Annotated in this window: 22 protein-coding genes; 18 read left to right on the top strand and 4 right to left on the bottom strand. The window is 67.9% G+C overall.

Translation table 11 applies throughout. From position 1 onward, the window contains the following. Positions 1 to 51 precede the first annotated feature (51 nt). Positions 52 to 1,122, top strand: coding sequence for a substrate-binding domain-containing protein (locus Q0599_RS02555; protein WP_298825187.1), 1,071 nt, complete (start codon positions 52 to 54; stop codon positions 1,120 to 1,122). Between the two features lie 27 nt (positions 1,123 to 1,149). On the opposite strand, the gene Q0599_RS02550 is transcribed toward Q0599_RS02555, so the two are convergent. Next, the gene (locus Q0599_RS02550) at positions 1,150 to 2,493 is read right to left on the bottom strand and encodes a prenyltransferase/squalene oxidase repeat-containing protein (protein WP_298825183.1); all 1,344 of its coding nucleotides are present in this window, start codon (positions 2,491 to 2,493) and stop codon (positions 1,150 to 1,152) included. Between Q0599_RS02550 and Q0599_RS02545 the strand changes: the two genes are divergently transcribed. The 10 genes from Q0599_RS02545 (at position 2,486) to nadE (ending at position 11,624) form a co-directional block, all read left to right on the top strand. Further along, positions 2,486 to 3,394 (top strand): AAC(3) family N-acetyltransferase, encoded by a 909-nt coding sequence (locus tag Q0599_RS02545; protein ID WP_298825181.1) that lies wholly within the window; start codon positions 2,486 to 2,488, stop codon positions 3,392 to 3,394. The genes Q0599_RS02550 and Q0599_RS02545 overlap by 8 nt on opposite strands. A gap of 98 nt (positions 3,395 to 3,492) precedes the next feature. Continuing rightward, the gene (locus Q0599_RS02540; protein ID WP_298825179.1) at positions 3,493 to 4,260 is read left to right on the top strand and encodes an SDR family NAD(P)-dependent oxidoreductase; all 768 of its coding nucleotides are present in this window, start codon (positions 3,493 to 3,495) and stop codon (positions 4,258 to 4,260) included. Between the two features lie 22 nt (positions 4,261 to 4,282). Further along, positions 4,283 to 4,534, top strand: coding sequence for an acyl carrier protein (locus Q0599_RS02535; protein WP_298825177.1), 252 nt, complete (start codon positions 4,283 to 4,285; stop codon positions 4,532 to 4,534). A gap of 17 nt (positions 4,535 to 4,551) precedes the next feature. Beyond that, a complete protein-coding gene (locus Q0599_RS02530) occupies positions 4,552 to 4,998 on the top strand; it encodes a 3-hydroxyacyl-ACP dehydratase FabZ family protein (protein ID WP_298825175.1) in 447 nt (148 codons plus the stop codon). Further along, the gene (locus Q0599_RS02525) at positions 4,995 to 5,759 is read left to right on the top strand and encodes an SDR family oxidoreductase (RefSeq protein WP_298825173.1); all 765 of its coding nucleotides are present in this window, start codon (positions 4,995 to 4,997) and stop codon (positions 5,757 to 5,759) included. Before Q0599_RS02530 ends, Q0599_RS02525 begins: the two co-directional genes overlap by 4 nt. 61 nt (positions 5,760 to 5,820) lie before the next feature. Then, a complete protein-coding gene (locus Q0599_RS02520) occupies positions 5,821 to 6,882 on the top strand; it encodes a 3-oxoacyl-ACP synthase III family protein (RefSeq protein WP_298825170.1) in 1,062 nt (353 codons plus the stop codon). A gap of 1 nt (position 6,883) precedes the next feature. Then, positions 6,884 to 8,821, top strand: a complete 1,938-nt coding sequence (gene asnB, locus Q0599_RS02515) for an asparagine synthase (glutamine-hydrolyzing) (protein WP_298825168.1) — start codon at positions 6,884 to 6,886, stop codon at positions 8,819 to 8,821. Positions 8,822 to 8,824: 3 nt separating this feature from the next. Then, the gene (locus Q0599_RS02510) at positions 8,825 to 10,345 is read left to right on the top strand and encodes a class I adenylate-forming enzyme family protein (RefSeq protein ID WP_298825166.1); all 1,521 of its coding nucleotides are present in this window, start codon (positions 8,825 to 8,827) and stop codon (positions 10,343 to 10,345) included. A 33-nt stretch (positions 10,346 to 10,378) separates the two neighbouring features. Continuing rightward, on the top strand, positions 10,379 to 10,630 hold the full coding sequence (locus Q0599_RS02505; RefSeq protein ID WP_298825164.1) for an acyl carrier protein: 252 nt from the start codon (positions 10,379 to 10,381) through the stop codon (positions 10,628 to 10,630). 4 nt (positions 10,631 to 10,634) lie between these two features. Beyond that, the gene (gene nadE / locus Q0599_RS02500; RefSeq protein WP_298825162.1) at positions 10,635 to 11,624 is read left to right on the top strand and encodes an NAD(+) synthase; all 990 of its coding nucleotides are present in this window, start codon (positions 10,635 to 10,637) and stop codon (positions 11,622 to 11,624) included. Positions 11,625 to 11,636: 12 nt separating this feature from the next. Here nadE and Q0599_RS02495 read toward each other — a convergent pair whose 3' ends face one another. From Q0599_RS02495 to Q0599_RS02485, 3 genes are all read right to left on the bottom strand, one after another. Beyond that, positions 11,637 to 12,869, bottom strand: a complete 1,233-nt coding sequence (locus Q0599_RS02495) for a glycosyltransferase (RefSeq protein WP_298825159.1) — start codon at positions 12,867 to 12,869, stop codon at positions 11,637 to 11,639. After that, positions 12,866 to 14,182, bottom strand: a complete 1,317-nt coding sequence (locus tag Q0599_RS02490) for a nucleotide sugar dehydrogenase (protein WP_298825157.1) — start codon at positions 14,180 to 14,182, stop codon at positions 12,866 to 12,868. The genes Q0599_RS02495 and Q0599_RS02490 overlap by 4 nt, the downstream gene beginning before the upstream one ends. A 107-nt stretch (positions 14,183 to 14,289) precedes the next feature. Next, positions 14,290 to 14,946 (bottom strand): hypothetical protein, encoded by a 657-nt coding sequence (locus Q0599_RS02485; protein WP_298825154.1) that lies wholly within the window; start codon positions 14,944 to 14,946, stop codon positions 14,290 to 14,292. Positions 14,947 to 15,172: 226 nt separating this feature from the next. Between Q0599_RS02485 and Q0599_RS02480 the strand changes: the two genes are divergently transcribed. Genes Q0599_RS02480 through Q0599_RS02450 form a run of 7 tightly spaced genes read left to right on the top strand, consistent with a single transcriptional unit; the run spans position 15,173 to position 22,377 of the window. Continuing rightward, complete coding sequence (locus tag Q0599_RS02480) at positions 15,173 to 15,424, top strand: acyl carrier protein (protein ID WP_298825152.1); 252 nt, start codon at positions 15,173 to 15,175, stop codon at positions 15,422 to 15,424. Next, positions 15,421 to 16,287 carry a hydrolase 2, exosortase A system-associated gene (locus Q0599_RS02475; RefSeq protein WP_298825150.1) on the top strand — a complete coding sequence of 289 codons (867 nt, stop codon included), beginning with the start codon at positions 15,421 to 15,423 and terminating at the stop codon, positions 16,285 to 16,287. The genes Q0599_RS02480 and Q0599_RS02475 overlap by 4 nt, the downstream gene beginning before the upstream one ends. Next, positions 16,262 to 17,161, top strand: a complete 900-nt coding sequence (locus tag Q0599_RS02470; RefSeq protein ID WP_298825148.1) for a hydrolase 1, exosortase A system-associated — start codon at positions 16,262 to 16,264, stop codon at positions 17,159 to 17,161. The genes Q0599_RS02475 and Q0599_RS02470 overlap by 26 nt, the downstream gene beginning before the upstream one ends. Next, on the top strand, positions 17,149 to 18,459 hold the full coding sequence (locus Q0599_RS02465) for a glycosyltransferase (protein ID WP_298825145.1): 1,311 nt from the start codon (positions 17,149 to 17,151) through the stop codon (positions 18,457 to 18,459). Before Q0599_RS02470 ends, Q0599_RS02465 begins: the two co-directional genes overlap by 13 nt. Further along, complete coding sequence (locus Q0599_RS02460) at positions 18,456 to 19,547, top strand: GNAT family N-acetyltransferase (RefSeq protein WP_298825143.1); 1,092 nt, start codon at positions 18,456 to 18,458, stop codon at positions 19,545 to 19,547. The genes Q0599_RS02465 and Q0599_RS02460 overlap by 4 nt, the downstream gene beginning before the upstream one ends. An 11-nt stretch (positions 19,548 to 19,558) precedes the next feature. Then, positions 19,559 to 21,151 carry an acyl-CoA ligase (AMP-forming), exosortase A system-associated gene (locus Q0599_RS02455; RefSeq protein ID WP_298825141.1) on the top strand — a complete coding sequence of 531 codons (1,593 nt, stop codon included), beginning with the start codon at positions 19,559 to 19,561 and terminating at the stop codon, positions 21,149 to 21,151. After that, positions 21,148 to 22,377: a pyridoxal-dependent decarboxylase, exosortase A system-associated gene (locus Q0599_RS02450; RefSeq protein ID WP_298825139.1), complete on the top strand. Its 1,230-nt coding sequence runs from the start codon at positions 21,148 to 21,150 to the stop codon at positions 22,375 to 22,377. The genes Q0599_RS02455 and Q0599_RS02450 overlap by 4 nt, the downstream gene beginning before the upstream one ends. Positions 22,378 to 22,810: the final 433 nt, after the last annotated feature.

Below are 22,810 nucleotides of genomic sequence, written 5' to 3'. Positions count from 1 at the left end.
CCTGGCAGGGTACGGCCGGCGGGCGGGCACAATATGTTCTGAACTTCCTATATGGACATCATCCTGCGCCCCCAGTGGGACGTCGGCCCGCCCGGCGGACCGCGCATCGACAGCACGGCCTTGCTGGCGCTGCTGGCCGGCGTGCAGGAAAGCGGCTCGCTGGCCGAGGCCGCGCGCGGCGTCGGCCAGTCCTACCGGCACGCCTGGGGACTGATCAAGCACGCCGAGGCCTTGTTCGGTGCGGCGCTGATCGAGTCCGGCCGCGGACGCGGCTCCGTGCTCACCGAACTGGCGCACAAGCTGATCTGGGCCGACCGGCGCATTGCCGCGCGTCTGTCGCCGCTGCTGGAGTCGCTCGCCTCCGAGCTGGAGCGCGACCTCGACCGCAGCCTGGTGCCCACACGTGCGGCCGTGCGCATCGACGCGAGCCACGGCTTCGCGGTGGCGCGGCTGCGGGAACTGATGCACGCCGCGGAGCTGCCCGTGGAACTGCGCTACCGCAACAGCCTGGAGTCGGTGGCGGCGCTCGCGCGCGGCGACTGCGATCTCGCCGGCCTGCACGTGCCGGTCGGCGAGTTCGAAGGCCATGCCCTGCGCCGCTACCTGCGCTGGCTGCGTGCCGACACGCATTGCCTGGTGCACGTCGCAGTGCGCACGCAGGGCCTGTTCGTCGCGCGCGACAACCCGAAGAAGGTGGCTGGCGTGGCAGACCTGAGACGAGCGGACCTGCGCTTCGTCAACCGCCCGGAAGGTTCCGGCACGCGGGTGCTCACCGAACTGCTGCTCGAACGCGAAGGCATCGCACCGGGCGAGGTGCTCGGATTCGACGACACCGAGCTGACCCATGCCGCGGTGGCGGCCTACATCGCCAGCGGCATGGCCGACGTCGGCATCGGCGTGCAGACCGCGGCACAGCGCTTCGGGCTGCACTTCATCCCGCTGCTGCGCGAGCGCTACTTCTTTGCGCTGCGCATTGCGAGCCTGGAGCAGCTGCACGTGAAACCGGTGCTGGAGTTGCTCGCATCGCCAGCGTCGCGCGCGGCGATTTCCTCGTTGATGGGTTACCACGCCGCCGAGACCGGCAGGGTCCAGCGGCTCGGCGAGGCCTTCAACCTCGCCTGAGCGCTCGCGATCGATCGTCCACGGCCCTCAGGCCAGGCCTTCGCGTTTCAGATCGGCTTCCAGCATCAGGCTGTCGGCGAGGAACTTCGCCGCCCAGTTGAGCAGCTGGAAGCGACCGTAGTCTCCGTCGACGGGAAAGGCGCCCTTGACTCCGCCGCGGACTTCCTCCGGTCCGTCCAGACGGACGGTGCGGCGCACGTAGGCGTTGGCGCGCAAGCCTGCCTCGAGATAGCGCCGCTCGCCGGTGATGCGGAACAGCATGAACCAGCAGATGGCCACCTGCGCCGCGCCGGTCAGACAGACCCAGGGCACGGCGGGACGCCAGCCGCGCGACAGACGCCCCGCGAGATGGCCATCCGGTCGGGACGCGAGCAACAACCCGTCGGCAATGCGCCGGGCAGCTTCGAGCAGGGCGGCGTCGGGCCGATAGCGATGGGCCTCCAGCACGCCGCGCAGCGCGTAGCCGATGGTGTGTGTCAGCGGCCGCGCCGGATCGACCAGACAGCACTTGGGCAGCCAGCCGTCCTCCGCCTGGGAGCTCAGCGCCCAGGCCACGTTGCGCAGACCGGCTTCGCCATAACCGCGGTCGGGTTCGACGCGTGCCGCCTCGAACAGGCCCCACGCGACATGGGTCTCGTATTCCTTCTCCCCGGGCGCCGCAAAGGGCGTGGGATGGCTGCGCCAGCAGCCGTCCGCGTCCTGCGTCCGTGCAAGCCAGTCGGCGGCCCTGCGCATCGGCTCGCGGTAACCGCCGAACGCCGTCTCGGCCGCGGCCAGGCCGATGAGGATCTGGCCGGTGTTGAAGGTCACGGGCACGACCGGCACGGAGTCGATGCGCCCGCCTTGGAAGCCGCCGCCCGGCAACTGGATCCTCACCAGCCAGTCGGTCATGCGACGCGCGCGGGCGAGCATGTCCTCTCGCCCGGTGCGCTGCCCGTACGCGATGAACGTCGGGACGATGTAGCCTGTCGTCTCGGGGTAGGAGGTTTCCCAGCCGCGCAGCAGGTCGTAGCTGCGCGCCACACCGCCGTCGGCGCTCGGCGAGCGGTCCTGGGCCAGGCTCATCCACACCATCAGCGCCGGCAGGACACGCTCGGCGCCCGGGTCGCTGCCCGGCAGCCCGCCGCGATCGAGTTTCAGTTCGGCGCGCGCCAAGGGCGGCAACGTCAGCGCTTCACGGGCGGCTCTGGCCCGCCGCAGGATCGCGTTCTTCATGCGCAGGCTCAGGGTCGGTACGCGGGCGCCATGTGGCACAGTGTCGTGAAAGCCCACGACAGCGTCGTGGTGTTCACTCAAATTGTAGGGGCCGCCAGTCCGGCCAGCTCCCCCCTCAACGCTGGGAGGCGGCACCCCGAATGCCAACATGGTCACGATCTCTCTCCGGCCGCGCCACCTGCGCAAGTGGCTGAAGGCTCGCTGGTTCGCACTGCGGGCCTCGTTTGTCCGCCTCTTCCTCTCCTACGGGCGCGTCGAACTGCTGCAGGCGCTGCGCGAAATCGGCGTGCGCGAAGGCGACGCCGTGATGCTGCACAGCGCTTTCGCGCCCCATCACGGCTTCCGCGGTTCGATCGAGGAGCTGACCGACACCTTCATCGATGCGGTCGGTCCGAACGGCCACCTTCTGATGGTCTCCCTGCCGTATCGCAGTTCGTCGTTGCAGTACCTCGAGAAGCTCAGACAGTTCGACGTGCGCCGCACGCCCTCGATGATGGGGCTGGTCTCCGAATTCTTCCGACGCCGGCCGGAGGTGCTGCGCAGCCTTCATCCCACGCACCCTGTGCTGGTGCGAGGTCCGCGCGCCGAGTCCTTCATCGAAGGCCACGAGCACTGCATCCACCCCTGCGGTCCGGGCACGCCGTTCGAGCGCCTGGCCGAGGCGGACGGAATGGTCGCGTTCCTCAATGTCGAGTTCGGCACCTTCACCTTCTTCCACCATCTCGAGCACCTCGTCAGCGCCCAGCTGCCCTTTCCCCTCTACACGGCGAACTGCTTCGAGGTCTCGGTGATCGACCGCGACGGACGGCCGGGCACCGTGCGCACCCATGTCTACTCGCCCGAAGCCATCCAGCGCCGCCGCTTTCCGGTGCTCGAGCGCGCCCTTCGAGCGCGTGGCGCCATCCGCAGCGTTCGCGTGGGCAACACGCAGATCGAGGCGATTCGAGTGCGCGACGCGATAGCGTGCGTGAGCGAAATGAGCCGGCGCGGTGAGTTCTTCTACGATCTGTCAGGTGTGGTGCAGGCGCCTCGCAACCACTCGATCGAGGGGGCGTGAGAGCGCGAAATACTGCGCGATAGGGGGCGGTCGCCTCTCGGGCGCTGGGATATCCTCGGCCCCGCCCTGTAGCCTCGGGCTTCGCGTCGAGTCTCTCCATGTCCATCCCTCCTGCACTCTCCTTCGACGCCCGCTGGATCGTCGTCACCGGGGCCTCGTCGGGCCTGGGCCGCGCGATCGCGATCGAGCTGGCACGACGCGGCGCGAGCATTGCGCTGGTCGGGCGCGACCGTGCGCGCCTGCAGCGCACGGCGGCGCAACTGGAAGGTGCCGCGCATTGCCTCGTCGAACTCGACCTCGCACAGCACGAGCGCATCCTGCCGGCGGTGATGGCGCTGCGGCAGGACGTCGGGGCTTTGCACGGGCTGTGCCACGCCGCCGGCGTCGTCGAAACGCGGCCCCTGCCGACCAACACGGTGGACGTGGTGCGCGCCCAGCTCGACATCAATCTGATCGCCGGCCTCGAGCTCGCGCGTTCGCTCTGCCGTCGTGACGTCATGACGGCCGAAGGCGGCAGCCTGTTGTTCATTTCTTCGGTGTACGGCCGCGTGGGCATGCCGGGCCAGATCGGCTACTGCGCCAGCAAGGGCGCAGTGGCGGCTGCCGTGCGCGCGCTGGCCGTGGAACTGGCACGCCGCCAGATCCGCGCCAACTGTCTCTCGCCCGGACTCGTCTACACCGAGATGACGCGCCAATCGCTCGGCAAGCTGTCGCCCGAGCACGTGCAGAAGATCGAATCCGCCCACCCGCTGGGCATCGGACAGCCCGAGGACGTGGCGCAGGCCGCGGCCTTCATGCTGTCACCCGCCGCGCGCTGGATCACCGGCGCCGACCTGCCGGTGGACGGCGGGTTCACCGCCCAATGAGGAGGGGCCGCACAGGCCGATCATGTCGACCATCAAGACCGAAGACGCATTGCACTGGATTGCCGAGGTGTTCGAGGAATCCCCCGGCCGCATCGGCAAGGACACCCCGCGCAACGACATCCCCGGCTGGGACTCGCTGGGAACGCTGTCGCTGATCGCCGCGCTCGACGAGCGCTTCGACATCCACCTGGCGGAAGACGCCATCGAGGGGCTGCAGAGCGTGGCCGACCTGCTCGACGTGCTGCGCCAGCGCGGCGCCCTCCAGGACGCCTGAGCGGATCCGCCGGCTCCATGCGCTTCGTTCTCGTCGACCGCATCCTCTGCCTGGAGCCCGGCGTGCGCGTCGAGGCCGCGCGGCACATCCCGCCGGACGAGGACTACTTCCAGGACCATTTCCCCGGCTTTCCGGTGGTGCCCGGCGTGCTGCTCACCGAGATGATGGGGCAGGCCGCAGCCAAGGCGCTGGATGGCGAGCGGCGCGCTCGTGGCAAGGCGATGCTGGCGAAGATCCTTTCGGCGAGCTTCCGCCAGTGGGTGCGTCCCGACGACGAGGTGATGCTGCACGCCACCATCACCGCCAACACCGACCGCTACGCCAATGCCGACTGCCGCGCCGATGTCGGCGGGAAGACGGTCGCACAGGCGCAACTCTTCTTCACCTTCGTGCCGCCGGGCACGCTGTCGGCCGACTTCAGCGACCCGCTGCTCGACGCCTTCCTCGCAGGGCAGACGCCATGAACGATGCCTTCGGCCTCGCCGGACGCTGCGTGCTCGTCACCGGCGGCACGCGCGGCATCGGCCGCGCCATCTCGCTGCGCTTCGCCCGCGCGGGCGCGGCCGTGATCGCGAACTATGCGCGCAACGACGCCGGCGCCGAGTCACTGGCCGCCGAGGCCTGCGAGGCCGGCCTGGCGCTGGAGACCCTGCGCGCCGACCTCACGCTGCCCAAGGGCCTGGCTGCGGTGCACGAACGCATCGATGCGCTCGATCCCGCGATGCCCCTGTCGATCGTGCACTGCGCCGCCACCGGCGTGCACCGACCCTTCGAGCAGCTCAGCGTGAAGCACTGGGACTGGACGCAGTCGCTCAACGTGCGCGCCTTCTTCGAACTGGTCAAGCTGCTGCTGCCGCGCCTCGGCGAGGGCTCTGCGCTGGTGGCGGTGTCCAGTGCCGGCGCCGAGCGCGCCGTGCCGGCCTACGCGACGGTGGGCGCCTCGAAGGCGGCACTCGAGTCACTGGCGCGGCACCTCGCCGTGGAGCTTGCGCCGCGCGGCATCCGCGTCAACATCCTCTCGCCGGGCAGCGTGCAGACCGACGCCTGGGACGCCTTCCCCGACAGGGAGCAGCGCCTGGCCGATGCACTGCGCCGCTCGCCGCGCGGCCGCCTCGTCGGACTCGACGAAGTGGCCCACGCCGCGCAGTTCCTCTGCAGCACTGCGGCGTCGGGCATGGCCGGGCAGACGCTGGTGGTGGATGGCGGCACCCGGATCCTCGAATGACGCTGGCCTGCCGGCGGCCCGTCCGGCGCAGCCCCCTCTCACCCTGCCCCAAGGAGCGTCCATGAGCCGCCACAGCATCGAAGGCTTTCGCATCGCCGGCGTCTCGACCTGCGTGCCGGCGCGCGTCGAGAACAACCTCGCCGACGACCTCGGCTTCGACCCCGACGAGGTGCGCAAGGTCGTGCAGATGGCCGGCGTGCGCGAGCGTCACGTTGTCGCGCCGGGCGAGACCGCTGCCGACCTGTGCTTCGAGGCCGCGGAGTCGTTGTTGCGCGAGCTCGGCTGGTCGCGCGGGTCGGTCAGCGGCCTGATCTTCGTGACCCAGTCGCCCGATCACTTCCTGCCCTCGACGGCCTGTTTGCTGCACCAGTGGCTGGGACTGCCGGACGATTGCGCCGCCTTCGACATGGGGCTGGGCTGCTCGGGCTATCCCTACGGTCTCTACCTGGCAGCGGCGATGCTCAACGCCGGTGGCCACCGACGCGTGCTGATGCTGCACGGCGAGACGCCGAGCCGCTTCGTCGCGCCCGACGACCAGGCGACGCGGCTGCTGTTCAGCGATGCCGGCTCGGCCACGGCGCTGGAAATCGCGCCGGGCGCGGCAGCCAGTCACTTCTGCCTGCACACCGATGGCAGCGGCCACGATGGACTGATCATCCGCGGCGGCGCCTTCCGCGACCGCACGCCGGCCGACCCGCGCGACCTCTGGCTGCGCATGGACGGTGCCGGCATCTTCAACTTCACCATCAAGCGCGTGCCGACGCTGATCCGCGACGCGCTGGCGCAGTCCGGTCGCAGCGTGGAGGAGATCGACGCTTACCTGTTCCACCAGTCCAACCGCTTCATCATGAAGCACCTGATGAAGAAGGCCGGGCTGCCCGAGGCCAAGGTGCCGATGACCATCGAGGACCATGGCAACTGCGGCGGCCCATCGGTGGCGTTGACCCTGACGCGCAGCCTGCCTGCGCAGCGCGAGTCGACACAACGCCTGATGATGCTCGGCTACGGCGTCGGCCTGTCCTGGGGCGCGGCGGTGGTCGAGCTCGATGCCGCCGCCACGCTGCTGCACCGCGAGCACGCGTCGAGCTTCGAGCACCGCAGCGGCCCGGAGCTCGCAGCCTGAGATGTGCGGCATCGCCGGCCTGTGGAGCCCGCCTGGTGCGCCTCCGCCACGCGCCGAAGAGGTGCGCGCCATGGTCGCCGCGCTGCATCACCGCGGCCCCGACGGCCACGGCCTGCGCATCGACGGGCCGGTCGGGCTCGGCCATGCGCGCCTGAGCATCATCGACCTCGAGGGCGGCGCGCAGCCGCTGGCCAACGAAGACGAGCGCATCTGGGTCAGCTTCAACGGCGAGATCTTCAACTACCCCGAGCTGCGCACCGAGCTGATCGCCCAGGGCCACCGCTTCCGCACCGCCTCCGACACCGAGGTGCTGGTGCACCTGTACGAGCAGCACGGCGATGAGTTCGTCGAGCGGCTCAACGGACAGTTCGCCATCGCACTGTGGGACGGAGTACGCCGGCGACTCGTGCTCGCGCGCGACCGTGTCGGCATCCGGCCGCTGTTCCACGCCGAGGTCGACGGCCGCTTTGCCTTCGCCTCCGAGGTGAAGGGGCTGTTCGCCCTGCCCGGCCTGGCACGACGGCTCGATGCATCCGGCCTGGCTGCCACCTTCAGCTACTGGGCGCCGATGGGCACCGGCACGGTGTTCGAGGGCGTCGAACAGCTGCCGCCCGGCCACCTGCTCGTGCTCGACGCCGCGGGGCGGCAGCAGCGCTGCTACTGGGACTGGCGCTTCGATGCGCCGCGCCTGCGCGCCAGCGACGACGAGCTGGCCGAGCGCCTGCACGCGCTGATGGTCGACGCCGTGCGGCTGCAATTGCGCGCCGACGTGCCGGTCGGCGCCTACCTGTCTGGCGGGCTGGATTCCTCGATCATCACCACGCTGATCGCGCGCCACACCGACACGCCCCTGCGCAGCTTCTCGCTCACCTTCGACGACGCCGAATTCGACGAGAGCACGCACCAGCAGGTGCTGGTGCGACACCTGAACACCGATCACTCCTCGATGCGGGCGACGCGCGATGCCATTGCTGCAGCCTTTCCGCGCACGGTCTGGCATGCCGAGGTTCCGCTGGTGCGCACCGCACCGACGCCGATGATGCTGCTCGCCGACAGCGTGCGCGCCGCAGGCTACAAGGTGGTGCTCACCGGCGAGGGCGCCGACGAGGCGTTCGGCGGCTACGACCTGTTCAAGGAGGCGGCGCTGCGCCGCTTCGTGGCGCGGCGGCCGGGCTCGCGCTGGCGAGCGGCACTGCTCGGCCGCCTCTACCCCTACCTGTCCACGTCGCCGGCGGCGGCGCGCAGCCTGACGCAGAGCTACTTCGGCAGCGGCCTGGAGGATGTCGACGAGCCCGGATTCGCCCACGCGATGCGGCTGGCGACGACGCGCCGCGTGTTCCAGTTCTTCCGTCCGGAGTGGCGCGAGAAGCTGCTCGCCTGGGATCCCGCCGAAGCCCTGGCGCACGTTCTGCCGGACGGCTTCGCTCAATGGCAGCCGCTCGAGCGCGACCAGTACGTCGAGGCACACACGCTGATGTCGGGCTACCTGCTCGCCGCGCAAGGCGACCGCATGGCGATGGCGGCCTCGATCGAGGCGCGCTTTCCGTTCCTCGACCACCGCGTCATCGAGTTCGCCTGCCGGCTGCCGCCGCGGCTGAAGCTGCGCGGGCTCTACGAGAAGGTACTGCTCAAGCGCGCCTTCGGCCGCGAACTGCCGGCGAGCATCACGCGGCGCAGCAAACAGCCCTACCGCGCGCCCGACAGCGCCTGCTTCTTCGAGCACGGCGCGGCGCGCCCCTGGGTGGCCGAGCTGCTCGCGCCCTCCTCGCTGGACCGTGCCGGCCTGTTCGAACCCGCCGCCGTCGCCAAGCTGGTGGAGAAGTGCCGCGCCGGACGCGCCATCGGCTTCGGCGACAACATGGCCTTCGTCGGCATCCTCTCGACGATGCTGCTGCAACGGCAGCACATCGAGGGGTCGGCGTTTCCCCTGTCGGCCTGAGCCATGCTGCTGCACGACGCCTTCGAACAGAGCAGCCTGCGGCTGCCGGAGAAGACCGCACTCGTGGCCGGCGAGAAGCGCGTGAGCTATGCGACGCTGCACCACCGGGTGCGCGCGCTCGCCCAGGCGCTGCGCGAGGACGGCGTGAGCCCTGGCGACCGCGTGCTGGTCATGCTCGAGGCCGGCGTCGAGTTCGCGGTGGCGGTGCATGCCGTGTTGCGGGCTGGCGCGGTGTTCGTGCCGATCAGTGCCCAGACGAAGACCGACAAGCTGGTCTTCCTCGCCCAGGACACGCGCGCCACCGCGCTGCTCACGCAGGCGCCGCTCGCGCCGCAATGGCGACCAGCGCTGCTGCGCATGTCCCATCTGCGCAGTTGCCGCGTGGCCGGCTCGGCCGACGGTGCGGGCGAGCTCGAACGCGCCTGGCCGCGAGACGACGCGGCCGCACCCGCGACGATCACGCCACGCATCGACCAGGACCTTGCCGCGATCATCTACACCTCGGGAAGCACCGGCGTGCCCAAGGGGGTGATGCTCACGCACCTCAACATGTGCAGCGCCTGGATGTCGGTGCAGAGCTACCTCGGCCTGCGCGAGGACGACGTCATCGGCCTCGCATTGCCGCCGGTGTTCAGCTACGGCCTGTACAACCTGCTGATGGGCCTGGGCCTTGGCGCCACCGTGGTGATCGAGCGCCACGCCGCCTTCCCCATCAAGCTGGCCCAGACGCTCGAGCGCGAGCGTGTCACGGTGTTTCCCGGGGTGCCGACGCTGTTCGCCGCCCTGCTCGGGCTGGCGCAGCCCGAACGCTTCGACTTCGCCGCGCTGCGCCTGCTCACCAACGCAGCGGCGGCGCTGCCTCAGGCGCACCTCGAGCGCGTGCGCCTCCTCTGGCCGCACGCGCGCCTGTTCTCGATGTACGGCCTCACTGAGTGCAAGCGCGCCAGCTACCTGCCGCCGGAGCAGATCGACGCGCGCCCGGACAGCGTGGGCCGCGGCATGCCCAACCAGGAGCACTGGCTGGTCGACGAGACCGGCCAGCGGCTGCCGAACGGGGCCACCGGCGAACTCGTCGTGCGCGGCAGCCACATCATGCTCGGCTACTGGGAGCGCCCGGCGGAGACCGCCGCGCGGCTGCGCCCCGGGCCACTGCCGGGCCAGGTGGTGCTGCACACCGGCGACCTGTTCCGCAGCGATGCCGACGGCTACCTCTACTTCGTCGCACGATGCGACGACATCATCAAGACACGCGGCGAGAAGGTCGCACCGCGCGAGGTCGAGAACGCCATCTACCGGCTCGACGGCGTGACCGGCTGCGCCGTGGTCGGCGTGCCGGACGAGACGCTCGGCCAGGCGGTGAAGGCCTATGTCACACTCGCTGCGGGCAGCAAGCTGGGCGAGCGCGATCTCATCCGCCACTGCCTGGCCCACCTCGAGAGCCACATGGCGCCGAAGACCGTCGCCATCGTCGACGAACTGCCCCGCACCGAATCTGGAAAGATCCGCCACGCCAGCCTGCGCTGACGACGGCGTGCCCACAACGAGAACACGTACACCATGCAAGACATCAAGGCCGAGGTCAGGCGCTACATCGAAGACAACTTCATCATGGGCGCCGGCGGCGTGACGCTGGCCGACGAGGACTCGTTCCTCGAGCACCACGTGCTCGACTCGACCGGTTTCCTCGAGCTGATCGGCCATCTCGAGGAGACCTACGGCATCAAGGTGCTCGACGACGAGATGGTCCCGGAGAACCTGGACAGCCTGGCCAGCGTGGCCGACTTCATCGAGCGCAAGCGCGCCGCCTGACGCGATGGACTCCACCACCTCCCTTCCAGGCCCGCAGGCCCTGCAGCTCGACGCGCTGGCCGAGGCCGACCGCATCGCCCGCTGGATGGTCGACACGCTGGCCCGTCGGCTTCACCGCCGGGGCCTGGTCGTGGCCATCTCCGGCGGCATCGACAGCTCGGTGTGCGCCGCGCTGGCCGTCCGCGCCGTCGGTGCCGGCAAGGTGTTCGGCCTGCTCATGCCCGAGCGCGATTCCAGCTCGTTCAGCACGCAGCGCGGCCTGCAGCTCGCCGCCCACCTCGGCATCGCCCACGAGATGTTCGACATCGCGCCCGCGCTCGAGGCGCTGGGCTGCTACCGCCAGCGCGACGAGGCCATCCGCCGCGTCTTCCCGGACTACGGCGACGGCTGGAAGAACAAGATCGTCATCGCCGGCGGCACCGAGGGCGGCATCAATTACTTCAAGCTCGTCGTCGCCGAGCCCGGCGGCGCGCAGCACGAGGCGCGGCTGCCGCTGAAGGAGTACCTGCAGATCGTCGCGGCGACGAACTTCAAGCAGCGCGTGCGCAAGACGATGGACTACTTCCACGCCGACCGCCTGAACTACGCCGTCGTCGGCACGCCGAACCGACTGGAGTACGACCAGGGCTTCTTCGTCAAGGTGGGCGACGGCGCGGCCGACCTGAAGCCGATCGCGCACCTGTACAAGACGCAGGTCTACGCGATGGCGCGTGCGCTGGGCCTGCCCGAGGAGATCTGCAGCGCCACGCCGACCACCGACACCTACACGCTGGCACAAGGCCAGGACGAGTTCTACTTCGCCCTGCCCTACGCGCAGATGGACGTGGCGCTGTGGTCCCTGAACCACGGCGTGCCGGCGGCCGCGCTCGCGAAGGCGCTCGGACTCGACGAGTCGCGCGCCGCGCGCGTCTATGCCGACATCGAGGCGAAGCGGCGCGCCGCGCGCTACCTGCATGCGGCAGCGGAGACCATCGAGCCGATCACGGCACCCTGAGCGCGCGCGGTTTCAGGTGCTGGCGCGATGCTTCGCCAGCGCGTCGAGGCAGATTCCCTCGAAGACGCCTGCGGCAACACGGTGCCCGAAGCGTTCTTCCACGCAATGTCGCGCCTGGCGCGAGATCGCCTCGCGCAGCGCTGCATCAGTCAGCAGTTCGACCACGGCATCGGCCTGCGCCTCGGCTGAATCCCGGCACAGGAAGTGCTCGCCATCGGTCACGTCGAGGCCCTCGATGCCAATGCGCGTCGACACCACTGGGCAGCCCATCGCCATCGCCTCGAATGCCTTGATGCGGGTGCCACCGCCGACACGCAATGGGATCGCAAACGCATGCGCTGCATGCACGTAGGGCCGCACGTCGTCGACGAAGCCAGTGAAACTCACTTCCGGCCGCTCACGGGCCAATTCGGTCAGCGCCGCCGGTGGATGGCGCCCTACCACCACAAAGCGCGCTCCGGGCACCCGATGCTGCACCAACGGCCAGACTTCAGAGAGGAAGTGGCGCACGCCGTCGACATTCGCCTCCCAGTCCATCGAACCAGTGAAGACCACGGTGGGCGGGGCCTGCGGCGTCACGCGGGGCGGCAGCCTCCAGGAGAAGAAGTCGAGGTCAACGCCGGTCGGGATGGCGTGTACGGCGCGAAGCCCATAGCGATCGCGGAACTGCTTCGCGTCCCGGTCGGATACGGCCACCACGGAAGTGAAGTGGCGCAGCGACTCACGTTCGTAGCGTTCCATCTTGCTCGCCTGCGAGACCCACACCCGGCGCATCAGAGACTGTCCGGCGGTTCTCGCATGGCGTGCGAATATCTCCGCCTCGACGTTGTGCGTGAAGCACACGCTGGCGCTGTTCATCACAGCAGGCCGCAGCACGGCTGAGTGAACGAAGTCGAACACCACCAGGTCCGGCTGCTCGGCCACGACCTTGGCGACCGAACGCAGCGCGGCCGGCGTTCGATCGGCGACGACATTCACCGGCAGCGTGCGCAACAGGTCGCCCGCCCGCGCCCAGCGCGGCCGCAGCGCAGACGGAGTCCAGCCGACGAAACGGTCACAAACGCTGCGTAGTTCACGAGCCCAGTCGAGCTGCTGCGTTTGACTGGCGGGACTGAGCAGCGTGATCTCGAACGCACCGCCCTTCAGGCCGCGCAGGATATTGGTGGTACGGATCTTCCCGCCAGCATCATTGGGAAACAGGAAGACCGGCGAGACGAATGCGAGGCGCGGTCTGGTACCGGTCACCAGCAGATTCCCTCGTACTCGGCGGCAGGTGCGCCGCCCAGTTCGGCATAGCCCGACAGGTCGACGATGCGGCGGCCGGCTGCCTGCGCGACGATTGCCCGACGCGCTGCAGCATCAGCATGGCCGACGACGATCACCTCGGCATCGGCCAGCGCCGCTTCGGGACTCTCCTGCAGCAGCCGGTCGAGGTGCGGGATCTCGCGATCGATGAATTCCTTGTTCTTGCCGAGCAGTCGGCTGATCTTCACGAAGCCGTCGTAGATGACGAGATCGAATCCCTTGCCGATCAGCCGCTCGGCCAGCGTGACCAGTGGCGAGTCGCGCATGTCGTCGGTTCCCGGTTTGAAAGCCAGCCCGAATAGCGCCACCTTGCGCCGGCCGTCACGCGCAATCATGTCGTAGGCACGGTCGATATGCGCGCCATTGCTGTCGAGAAGCCGCGCCAGCACCGGGATCGGCACGTCCCGTTCACGCGCCAGCGTAAGAAAGCCCTTGACCTCCTTCGGCAGGCACGACCCGCCGAAGGCGAAACCGGGGCGCAGGTAAGCCGGTGAGATGTTGAGTTGCGTGTCCTGGCAGAAGATCTTCATCACCTCCCGGCCATCCAGGCCGCAGGCCTTCAGCACCGATCCGGCCTCGTTGGCGAAGACGATCTTCATCGCATGGAAGACGTTGCAGAGGTACTTTACCGACTCCGCCACGCGGCACGAGGTGCGCACCATGGGGCCGGGAAGCCCCTGGTACAGGCGCTCGATCACCTCGTAGCCGATATCATCGAGACTACCTATGACGGTTTGAGGCGGCTGGTGGAAGTCCTTCACCGAGGACCCTTCGCGAAGGAATTCAGGGTTGAAGACCAGCGAGAGCCGATCGCCCACCTTCCGGCCCGCGGCCTCCTCCAGGATGGGCAGGATGCGGTCTTCAGTGGTGCCAGGCGGCACGGTGCTGCGCAGCGCGATGGTGTGGTGGCCGCTCTTCTGACGGATGGCCGCACCGATGGAACGGATCACGGCGTCTACTGAGCTCAGATTGGGCGTGTAGTTGGGGTTCGCCGGCGTCGCCACCGAGATGAGCGAGAGCTCCGAGTTCGCAATGGCATCCTCGACGCTGTCCGTCGCGCGCAGCCGGCCGCCGCGGACCGCCGCGCTGATCAACTCGTTGATGCCTTCCTCGACGACCGGCGACTGACCATCATTGATCATGCGGATCTTCGCCGGACTGGTGTCGACGCCGACGACCTCGTGCCCGAGTTCCGGCAGGCACGCACAGGACACCGCACCGACATAGCCCAAACCGAAAACCGATACCTTCACCGAACCCCCTCCGCCCGCAGGCCCCGACACTTGAGTAGAGGCAGGGATGATAGGCGCTAGCTTCCACCCCGACAGCGTTGTAGCGCCACCAAGGCGAGGGATGGACGCTACTTCTTCCGCGTTGACCCCTTTGCTTCGGCATCGTCAAGCTCATTGATCCGGCGCTTCAGTGCCTGCGCGTCCGGCGAACCCTGCAGCCCGCGCTGCAACACCTCGCGGGCCTTCGCGCGATCGCCGATGCTGGCGTAGTAGTCACCCATGTGCGCAAAGGGCGGCCAGTAGTCCGGCCTCAGACTGGCAGCGCGTTCGAACTCGAGGATTGCCAGCGGCTCGCGTTTGAGGCGGATCAGGTTCTCTCCCTTCTTTGAAAGCACTTCGGGGAGCAGAACGAAGTCGGGTCTTGCGCGGTCCAAAACATAGTCATACTCGCGAAGCGACTCTCGCAGGTAGAACTGGGTGGTCTGCGAGTCGCGCGAAAGCAGCACGGCACGATTGGTCTTCATGAGACCAAAGCAGTAGTGATGCAGGTGCTCGAAGGTCGGCCCCAGCGTACCCAGCCAGCGGGCCCTGGAATCGGGGTCTGCACCGCCGGGCACCTTGTCCCTGAAGTAGATCGTGTACTTGCAGTATGGCGGGAGCATGGCAACCTCCCGGGCATCGAAAGCCTCAATAGCCGGATAGCCTGGGATTTCCTGAGCTTGCCCGGCAAGGGCAAGCAAGGCCAAGGCGGTGCTCAACACCAGACGTCGATACAACCCGTTCATGGAACCTGCCTCCGTTGTGCCGTGGCAAGTCTTGGAGACCCGCCATGCCTCGCGGCGCGAATGTCGATTGTGCCGCTCGGCAGCGTGCCAAATGCACAGCATTGACTCGACACGCCCGCCCGCTTAGGGGGGCACCGGACAGGTCAAGTTCCCTAGAATGCCAAGCCAATCCACATTGAATCCAGCGCGGGCGCCGAGGCGTCGCCCGTCGCGGAAACGCATCACGATGACTGAACTCGAGACCGAGGTGATCGGTGTCCTGCGTGAAGTACTGGGCCCTGCAGCCGCTGCCTCGCTCGGGCCTGGGGTAGCGCTGCTCGGCAGCGTGCCCGAGCTCGATTCGATGGCCGTGGTGGCAATCCTCACCGCCATCGAGGAGCGGTTCGGCTTCGCGATTCAGGACGACGAAGTCGAGGGGGCGACCTTTGCCAGCGTCGATAGTCTGGTCGAATTCGTGCGAGCCAAGCTGGCTGCGTGACTTTGTCCACGAAGATTCGCGAATCTCTGTGTCTGGCTGAAGGCTTCATCGGGGGGCCGCGGCTGCGTTGCGTCAGCGAGCCAATTGCGTCCGAGCCACGCGGCACGGTCATGCTATTGCCACCCTTCGCAGAGGAAATGAACAAGACACGTCGCATGTGCGCGCAGCTCGCGCGGGGGCTGGCGAGCGACGGCTGGCGCGTGGTGCGCCTCGATTTGTTTGGCTGTGGCGACAGCGCCGGCGAGCTGCGTGATGCCACCTGGACGATCTGGCTGGACGACCTGCGCCGCGAACTCGCGCTGCATCGTGCGCAGCCAGGGCCGCTGTGGCTATGGGCCGTGCGAAGCGGATCCTTGTTTGCCGACGAGTTGCTCTCCGAGCACCTCTCGGCCCATCTTCTGCTGTGGCAACCGGTACTCAGCGGCGGCCTGTTCCTGCAGCAGTTTCTGCGTCTGCGCACGGCATCGCGCATGCTGGCCAGTGCAAGTGCCCCCGCAGACGAGCCTTCGCCCGCGCAGTCGTGGGAGCGCGGCGACGTGGTGGAAGTGGCCGGATACGAACTTCCCGCTGACATTGCGCGCGGACTGCAGTCATCGCTATTGCGGCTGCCCACGGCCGGGACCGGCAAGGTGGCGTGGTTCGAGCTCGCTGCGCGGGCCGAAAGCGGCATCGCACCGGCCACCAAGCGCGTGGTTGACGCCTTGCGCGAGAGCGGCCGCGAGGTCGACGTGCAACTGGTGGCAGGCTCGGCGTTTTGGCAGTCCACCGAGACCGTCGAGAACGAGGTGCTGCTGCAGGCATCCATCGCGGCCCTGCGCGGCGAAAGGACGGCCGCGCTTGTCCAGGTTCGACATGCAGCCTGACGAGCCGATTCTGCGACCCGAACCGCGCGAGTCGGTGATCGAACTGCGCTGCCAGGGCGCGCTGCTGCCGGCCATCGTGAGCCTGCCGGTGCAGAGTGAACAGGACCTTGGCGTGGTCGTAATCGTCGGCGGCCCGCAGTATCGCGTCGGCAGTCACCGGCAGTTCGTGCAACTGGCGCGACACTTGGCCAGGGAAGGTTTCGCAACGCTGCGCTTCGACTACCGGGGCATGGGCGACGCGCCGGGCGAAGTCCTAGCATTCGACGCAGCACGCGAAGACGTGCGCGCTGCCGTCGACGCGCTGCGCCGAAGCGTACCGAGCGTTCGCAGGGTGGTGCTCTGGGGCCTCTGCGACGCCGCGTCGGCGGCGCTGATGCACGGCACGGACCACGCGGACGTCGTTGGTGTCGTGCTGGTCAATCCTTGGGTGCGCAGTGAGGCGACGCTGGCAGCGGCCACCGTCAAGCACTACTATCGCGGGCGCCTCATGCAACGCGAGTTTTGGCTCAAGATGGTCAGCGGACGCTTCGATTGGCGCGCATCGCTGCGTTCGTTTGGTGCCAACCTCCGCGCCACGCGAGGCGCGATTTCGACGCCCGCCGCAACGGGTGGCGACTATCGAGACACCATGGCCCGCGGCTGGAGTTGCCTACGTGGACCGAGCCTGCTGATCCTCAGTGGCGACGACCTCACGGCGCGAGAATTCACCGAGTACACGTCAGCCCAGCCGAGTTGGCAGAAATTGCTCGCGCGAACGGACGTGCGTCGTGTGGAACTGCCGGACGCTGACCACACCTTCTCGCGGCGAGAGTGGAAGGCGCAGGTCGAGCGCGAAACCAGCCGTTGGCTGCACGAGGCGCTATGTCCAGCCTGACGACGGCGCCGCGGCGGCGCCTGCTGATGATCGCCTACCACTTCCCGCCGCTTGCAGGCTCCAGCGGCATCCAGCGCACGCTGCGCTTCGTGCAGCACCTGCCCGCGCACGGCTGGGATCCGATCGTGCTCACCGCCCATCCGCGCGTCTACCCGACGACCTCGCCGGATCTGCTCGCCGAGGTACCCCCGAGCGTGCCGGTGCAAGCGGCGTTTGCGCTCGATTCGAGCCGACATCTGGCGTTCGGTGGCCGCTATCCCGGGTTCCTCGCTCGCCCGGACCGATGGATGTCGTGGTGGTGGGGTGCCGTGCCGGCCGGGCTCCGCCTGATCCGGCAGCACCGACCCGATGCGATCTGGTCAACCTACCCGATCGCCACCGCGCATCGCATCGGGCACACGCTGCACCGGCTCAGCGGCCTGCCGTGGATCGCCGACTTCCGCGACCCCATGGCCCAACATGGCTACCCTGAGGATCCGAAAGTGTGGCGTTCGTTTGCCCGCATTGAACGAGACATCGCTGCCAGCACAGCACGCATGGTCTTCGTCACGCCCAGCGCGCTTCGCATGTACCGAGAACGATTCGCCGAATTGCCAGCCGAGCGATTCGCACTGATCGAGAACGGCTACGACGAAGAGTCCTTCCTTGCCGCGGAGGAACTGGACGACCGCCGTGCGTTGATTTCGGGGCACTTCACCCTGCTGCACAGCGGCATCGTCTATCCGAGCGAGCGCGATCCGACCGCACTGATGGACGCTCTGAGCCTGCTCAGGAACGCCGGTCACCCCCGACTGGAGAGTCTGCGCATCCGCTTCCGAGCGGCTGTGCATGATGATCTGTTACGCCGGCTGGCTGGCGAACGCGGCGTGGCCGACCTGATTGACATCCAGCCTGCTGTGCCATACCGGCAGGCTCTGCACGAGATGCTGCGCGCCGATGGACTGCTGGTGATGCAGGGGACCAACTGCAACGAGCAGGTGCCGGCCAAGCTGTACGAGTACCTGCGCGCGGGGCGCCCCATACTCGGCCTGGCCGATCCGGCGGGCGACACTGCCCAGGTGATGGCGGACGCGGGCGTGACGCATGTCGCGAAGCTCGAGTCCGTGACGAGCGTGGCTGCCGCGCTGGCCGCGTTCCTGGACGACACTCTGCCGGGTTCGTTCGCCGACCGCACCAACCCTCGCGTTCGCGCAATGTCGCGTGCCGAGCGGGCTCGCTCCCTGGCCAATCTGCTCGATCGAACCGTCGCCGAGTCGGCGCAAGGTCCCGAACGCCAACCTCGGATCAACCACCGATGACCGCGACCTCGCGCGAACGAACCCTCTCGCTGCTGACTGAACACTGCCAACTGCTCGACACGGGCATGCATCCGTACAACCCATTCGGCAGCTCGGTCTGGCTGCGTCACTTTGCCGATCAGATCGTCGACGACAGCCTGATGGAGGCCATCGTGGTGCAGCATGGCAGCGGCGCGGAACTGTCCCTGATGCCACTCTCGCGTGATCCCGCCAAGCCCTGGCTGCTGCGCGGCCTGTGCAACTACTACTCGTCGCTGCACAGCCTCTTGTACACGATGCGCAGCGATCGTGCCGATGCGGCCAACGCGCTGGCGCGCCAGCTCAGGCACGATCACCCGGGCTGCGCGGTGTTGCAGTTGTCGCCGCTGTCGGCCGAGGACCGGGACACGGCACTGGTGCGTGCCGCACTCGCGCGCAGCGGCTGGTATATCAAGCAGTTCTTCGTGTTCGGCAATTGGTACTTGCCCTGCGAAGGCATGAGCTTCGACACCTACATGAAGGGGCGCGACTCGCAGCTCTACAACACGTGGACACGCAAGTCAAAAAAGTTCAAAGCGGATGGCACTGGCGAGGCACGCCTACAGGTCGTCACGCTGCCCGACGAAGTCGACGCGGCAATGGATGCCTACGAGACCGTCTACGCGAAGAGTTGGAAGAAGCCGGAACCCTACCCCGACTTCGTGCGCGGCTGGGCGCGTGCCTGCGCGCAAGAAGGCTGGCTGCGGCTGGGCGTGGCCTGGATCGGTGACGTGCCAATCGCGGCCCAGTTCTGGTTCACGATTGACCGCCGCGCCTACATCTTCAAGCTGGCCTACGATGAGGCATTCAATAAGTTCTCGGCCGGCACCGTGTTGACCGCGCACCTGATGCGACAGGCCCTCGACGAGGACCGCGTCGTCGAAGTGGACTACCTCACTGGCGACGATCCCTATAAGAAGTCGTGGATGTCGCACCGGAGGGAGCGCATCGGGCTGCTCGCCTGCAACTTGCGCTCGGCGTGCGGTCTGGCCCACGCCGCACGAGAGACTGCGACGACGTTCATTCGCCGCTTCGCACGGCCTTCGAATACGGCCACGGCGCAACGTTGAAAGGTACCCAAATGAGCGCTGAGTCGACGCTGCTGCACGAACTTCTCTACGTGTCCGCCGAGCGAGCGCCGCAGGCGGTCGCGCTGCGCGAGGGTGATGCCGCGATCAGCTACGGCGATCTGGCCACACAGGTGCGGAACTTCGCCGCTGGCCTGAGCGGCCTGGGCGTGCAGCGCGGTGAGCGCATCGCCATCTACCTGGACAAGCGTTTCGAGACGGTGGTCGCCTCGTTCGGCGCGCCGGCGCTCGGAGCCGTCTTCGTCCCCGTCAATCCGCTGCTCAAAGCCGAACAGGTTGCCTACATCCTGCGTGACTGCAACGTACGTGTACTCGTCACGTCCTTGGAGCGGTTGCGCGCGCTGGCGCCCGTGTTGCAGCAATGCCCCGACCTACGTGCGGTCGTCACGACCGGCGAGCAGGCTACCGGCATCGACGGTCTGCAAACCATCGGCTGGCGCGAGTTGTTGGCATCGCCGGAGCGACCAAGCTGGCGGGTGGTCGACCAGGACATGGTCGGAATCCTCTACACCTCGGGTAGCACCGGCAAACCCAAGGGCGTCGTGCTATCCCATCGCAACATGGTCGCCGGTGCGAAGAGCGTAGCGTCCTACCTTGGCAATCACAGCGACGATGTACTGCTCGCGGCGCTTCCGCTGTCCTTCGATGCTGGCTTCAGCCAGTTGACGACTGCTTTCCATGCTGGTGCGCAGGTGGTGCTGCTGAACTACCTGCTGCCGAAGGACGTCGTCCGCTGCGTGGCGCGGTACAGTGTCACCGGCATGACCGCCGTGCCGCCGCTGTGGATCCAACTCACTCAGGTGGCGTGGGATGGTGACGCAGGCCGTTCGCTGCGCTACTTCGCGAACACCGGCGGACGCATGCCGGAGGACATACTCGCCCGCCTGCGCGCGACGCTGCCGCAGGCCAGGCCTTTCCTGATGTACGGCCTCACCGAGGCGTTCCGCGCCACTTACCTGCCCCCCGAGGAGGTCGACCGTCGACCAGACTCGATCGGCAAGGCGATCCCCAACAGCGAGATCCTCGTTCTGCGCCCCGACGGGAGTCAATGTGAAGCCGGGGAGCCGGGCGAACTGGTACAGCGCGGCGCGCTGGTGGCGCAGGGCTACTGGAACGATGCAGAGAAGACTGCCGAGCGCTTCAAGCCGCTGCCCGGACGCGAGGCCGGCCTGGTGATGCCCGAGATCGCCGTGTTTTCCGGCGACATGGTTCGGCGCGACGCCGAGGGCTTCCTGTACTTCATCGGTCGGCGCGACGAGATGATCAAGTCGTCGGGCTACCGCATCAGCCCCACCGAGATTGAAGAAGTGGTGTACGCGACGCAGATGGTTGGTGAGTGCGCCGCCTTCGGCGTGCCGAGCGACACGCTCGGCGAGGCGGTTTGCCTCGCGGTGACTGCGCGAAACGGTGTCGCGCTTGACCCCGCGGCGCTGCTGGCGGAGTGCCGCACTCGGCTGCCGGCCTACATGGTGCCGGCGGAGATCCTGCCGAGGCCGGGTCCGCTTCCGCGCAACGCGAATGGCAAGATCGATCGCAAGCGCATCGCCGAGGAGCACCTTTCCCGCCTGCAGGGAGCGCCCGCATGAGCGCCGAACGACACAGCGCGGCCGCGCGCTTCCCCGTCGTCGATGGTGAATTGACCATTGGCGGCGTGCGCGTCTCGGTGCTGGCGGCTCGCGTGGGTGGCACGCCGTTCTACGCCTACGACCGGCAGTTGCTCTCGGCGCGGGTGGCTGAACTGCGTCGCGTGCTCCCAGAGGGCATCAGCCTGCACTACGCGATGAAGGCGAATCCGATGCCGGCCGTCGTACAGCACATGGCCCGCCTGGTCGACGGTCTGGACGTCGCCTCCAGCGGCGAGCTGCGCGTCGCCATGGACACAGGATTGGCGCCGGCCGAGATCAGTTTTGCCGGCCCCGGCAAGAGCGATGGCGAGCTGTCCCAGGCCGTGGCCAGCGGGGTGCTGGTCAACGCCGAGTCAACGCGCGAGATTGCCGTGCTTGCGGATTGCTCGCAGCGGCTCGGGATGCCGGCGCGCGTCGCCGTGCGCGTGAACCCTGACTTCGAGTTGAAGTCCTCTGGCATGAAGATGGGGGGCGGGCCGAAGCAATTCGGCATCGATGCCGAGCAGGTGCCGAGGGTGCTGCGTGACATCGGCCGACTGGGCTTGTCGTTCGAGGGCTTCCACATCTACTCGGGCTCGCAGAACCTGCGTGCCGATTCAATCTGCGAAGCGCAGCGCAAGGTGCTGGATCTTGCCGTGCGCTTAGCCGGTGACGCGCCGGCGCCGGTGCGTCTTCTCAACTTGGGCGGCGGATTCGGCATTCCCTACTTCCCCGGCGAGAAGCCGCTGGACGTGCAGGCAGTAGGCGCGCACCTCCACAGCGTGGTTCAAGACGCGACCGAGCGACTGCCCGGCGCCCGACTGGTGATCGAACTCGGGCGCTATCTCGTCGGCGAAGCGGGCGTCTACGTCTGTCGCGTCGTCGACCGGAAGATCTCACGCGGCGAGGTCTTTCTCGTCACGGACGGTGGGCTTCACCACCACTTGGCTGCCTCTGGCAACTTTGGCCAAGTCATCCGCAAGAACTACCCCGTCGAGATCGCGACGCGCCCTCTGGATGCACCTCGCCAGCGGTCGTCGGTGGTCGGCCCGCTGTGCACGCCGCTCGACCTGCTGGCCGATCGAGCGGAGCTGGCCACTGCCGACGCGGGCGATCTCGTCGCCGTCTTTCAGTCGGGCGCGTACGGACCGAGTGCAAGCCCTTCGGCCTTTCTCAGCCATCCCCGATCGCTCGAGATGCTCGTGTAAGCACGAGTATCGGCGCTCGCTTATGGATCGTGATGATCTGTAAGAACGCCCCTAGGTTTCGCTGCATGGCCCGGCCCTCGGCAGAGCGGCTGTAGGGCCACGCACGCGCAGCGCGCAACTCGTTCCCGAGCCCCGCAGCCTTCCCAACCGGCGCGTTACAGCGTTGCTGTTCCGTTACTCGGCGACATAGGCCGCCCCTTACCGTCAACCCTGATCGTCCGAATGACATATCAGGGGGACAAGAGTGGATGGCTGCTCTCCCTCATCGAGAACAGTCGGCTCGCTGGCTCCGTGAATGCCCCTTGGCGACCACGACCGATTTGGATCGTCGCGCGGTGACGAGAGATCGCATTCAGGCGCGGCATCCAGAGCATTGACAAGGAACGTTGGGAATGAACTTTCAGCTGAAGCAATCCACCTCGATCGTGGCGCA

The sequence above is a fragment of the uncultured Piscinibacter sp. genome (assembly GCF_937952055.1).
Lineage (GTDB): Bacteria > Pseudomonadota > Gammaproteobacteria > Burkholderiales > Burkholderiaceae_C > Piscinibacter.
Note: the sequence above shows the minus strand (reverse complement) of the source record. Positions and strands in the feature narration are given on the sequence as shown.

Excerpts from the sequence above, each read along its gene's own strand:
- Q0599_RS02555 (WP_298825187.1), top strand. The coding sequence starts at position 52 with ATGGACATCATCCTGCGCCCCCAGTGGGACGTCGGCCCGCCCGGCGGA.
- Q0599_RS02545 (WP_298825181.1), top strand. The coding sequence starts at position 2,486 with ATGGTCACGATCTCTCTCCGGCCGCGCCACCTGCGCAAGTGGCTGAAG.
- Q0599_RS02540 (WP_298825179.1), top strand. The coding sequence starts at position 3,493 with ATGTCCATCCCTCCTGCACTCTCCTTCGACGCCCGCTGGATCGTCGTC.
- Q0599_RS02535 (WP_298825177.1), top strand. The coding sequence starts at position 4,283 with ATGTCGACCATCAAGACCGAAGACGCATTGCACTGGATTGCCGAGGTG.
- Q0599_RS02530 (WP_298825175.1), top strand. The coding sequence starts at position 4,552 with ATGCGCTTCGTTCTCGTCGACCGCATCCTCTGCCTGGAGCCCGGCGTG.
- Q0599_RS02525 (WP_298825173.1), top strand. The coding sequence starts at position 4,995 with ATGAACGATGCCTTCGGCCTCGCCGGACGCTGCGTGCTCGTCACCGGC.
- Q0599_RS02520 (WP_298825170.1), top strand. The coding sequence starts at position 5,821 with ATGAGCCGCCACAGCATCGAAGGCTTTCGCATCGCCGGCGTCTCGACC.
- asnB (WP_298825168.1), top strand. The coding sequence starts at position 6,884 with ATGTGCGGCATCGCCGGCCTGTGGAGCCCGCCTGGTGCGCCTCCGCCA.
- Q0599_RS02510 (WP_298825166.1), top strand. The coding sequence starts at position 8,825 with ATGCTGCTGCACGACGCCTTCGAACAGAGCAGCCTGCGGCTGCCGGAG.
- Q0599_RS02505 (WP_298825164.1), top strand. The coding sequence starts at position 10,379 with ATGCAAGACATCAAGGCCGAGGTCAGGCGCTACATCGAAGACAACTTC.
- nadE (WP_298825162.1), top strand. The coding sequence starts at position 10,635 with ATGGACTCCACCACCTCCCTTCCAGGCCCGCAGGCCCTGCAGCTCGAC.
- Q0599_RS02485 (WP_298825154.1), bottom strand. The coding sequence starts at position 14,946 with ATGAACGGGTTGTATCGACGTCTGGTGTTGAGCACCGCCTTGGCCTTG.
- Q0599_RS02480 (WP_298825152.1), top strand. The coding sequence starts at position 15,173 with ATGACTGAACTCGAGACCGAGGTGATCGGTGTCCTGCGTGAAGTACTG.
- Q0599_RS02465 (WP_298825145.1), top strand. The coding sequence starts at position 17,149 with ATGTCCAGCCTGACGACGGCGCCGCGGCGGCGCCTGCTGATGATCGCC.
- Q0599_RS02460 (WP_298825143.1), top strand. The coding sequence starts at position 18,456 with ATGACCGCGACCTCGCGCGAACGAACCCTCTCGCTGCTGACTGAACAC.
- Q0599_RS02455 (WP_298825141.1), top strand. The coding sequence starts at position 19,559 with ATGAGCGCTGAGTCGACGCTGCTGCACGAACTTCTCTACGTGTCCGCC.
- Q0599_RS02450 (WP_298825139.1), top strand. The coding sequence starts at position 21,148 with ATGAGCGCCGAACGACACAGCGCGGCCGCGCGCTTCCCCGTCGTCGAT.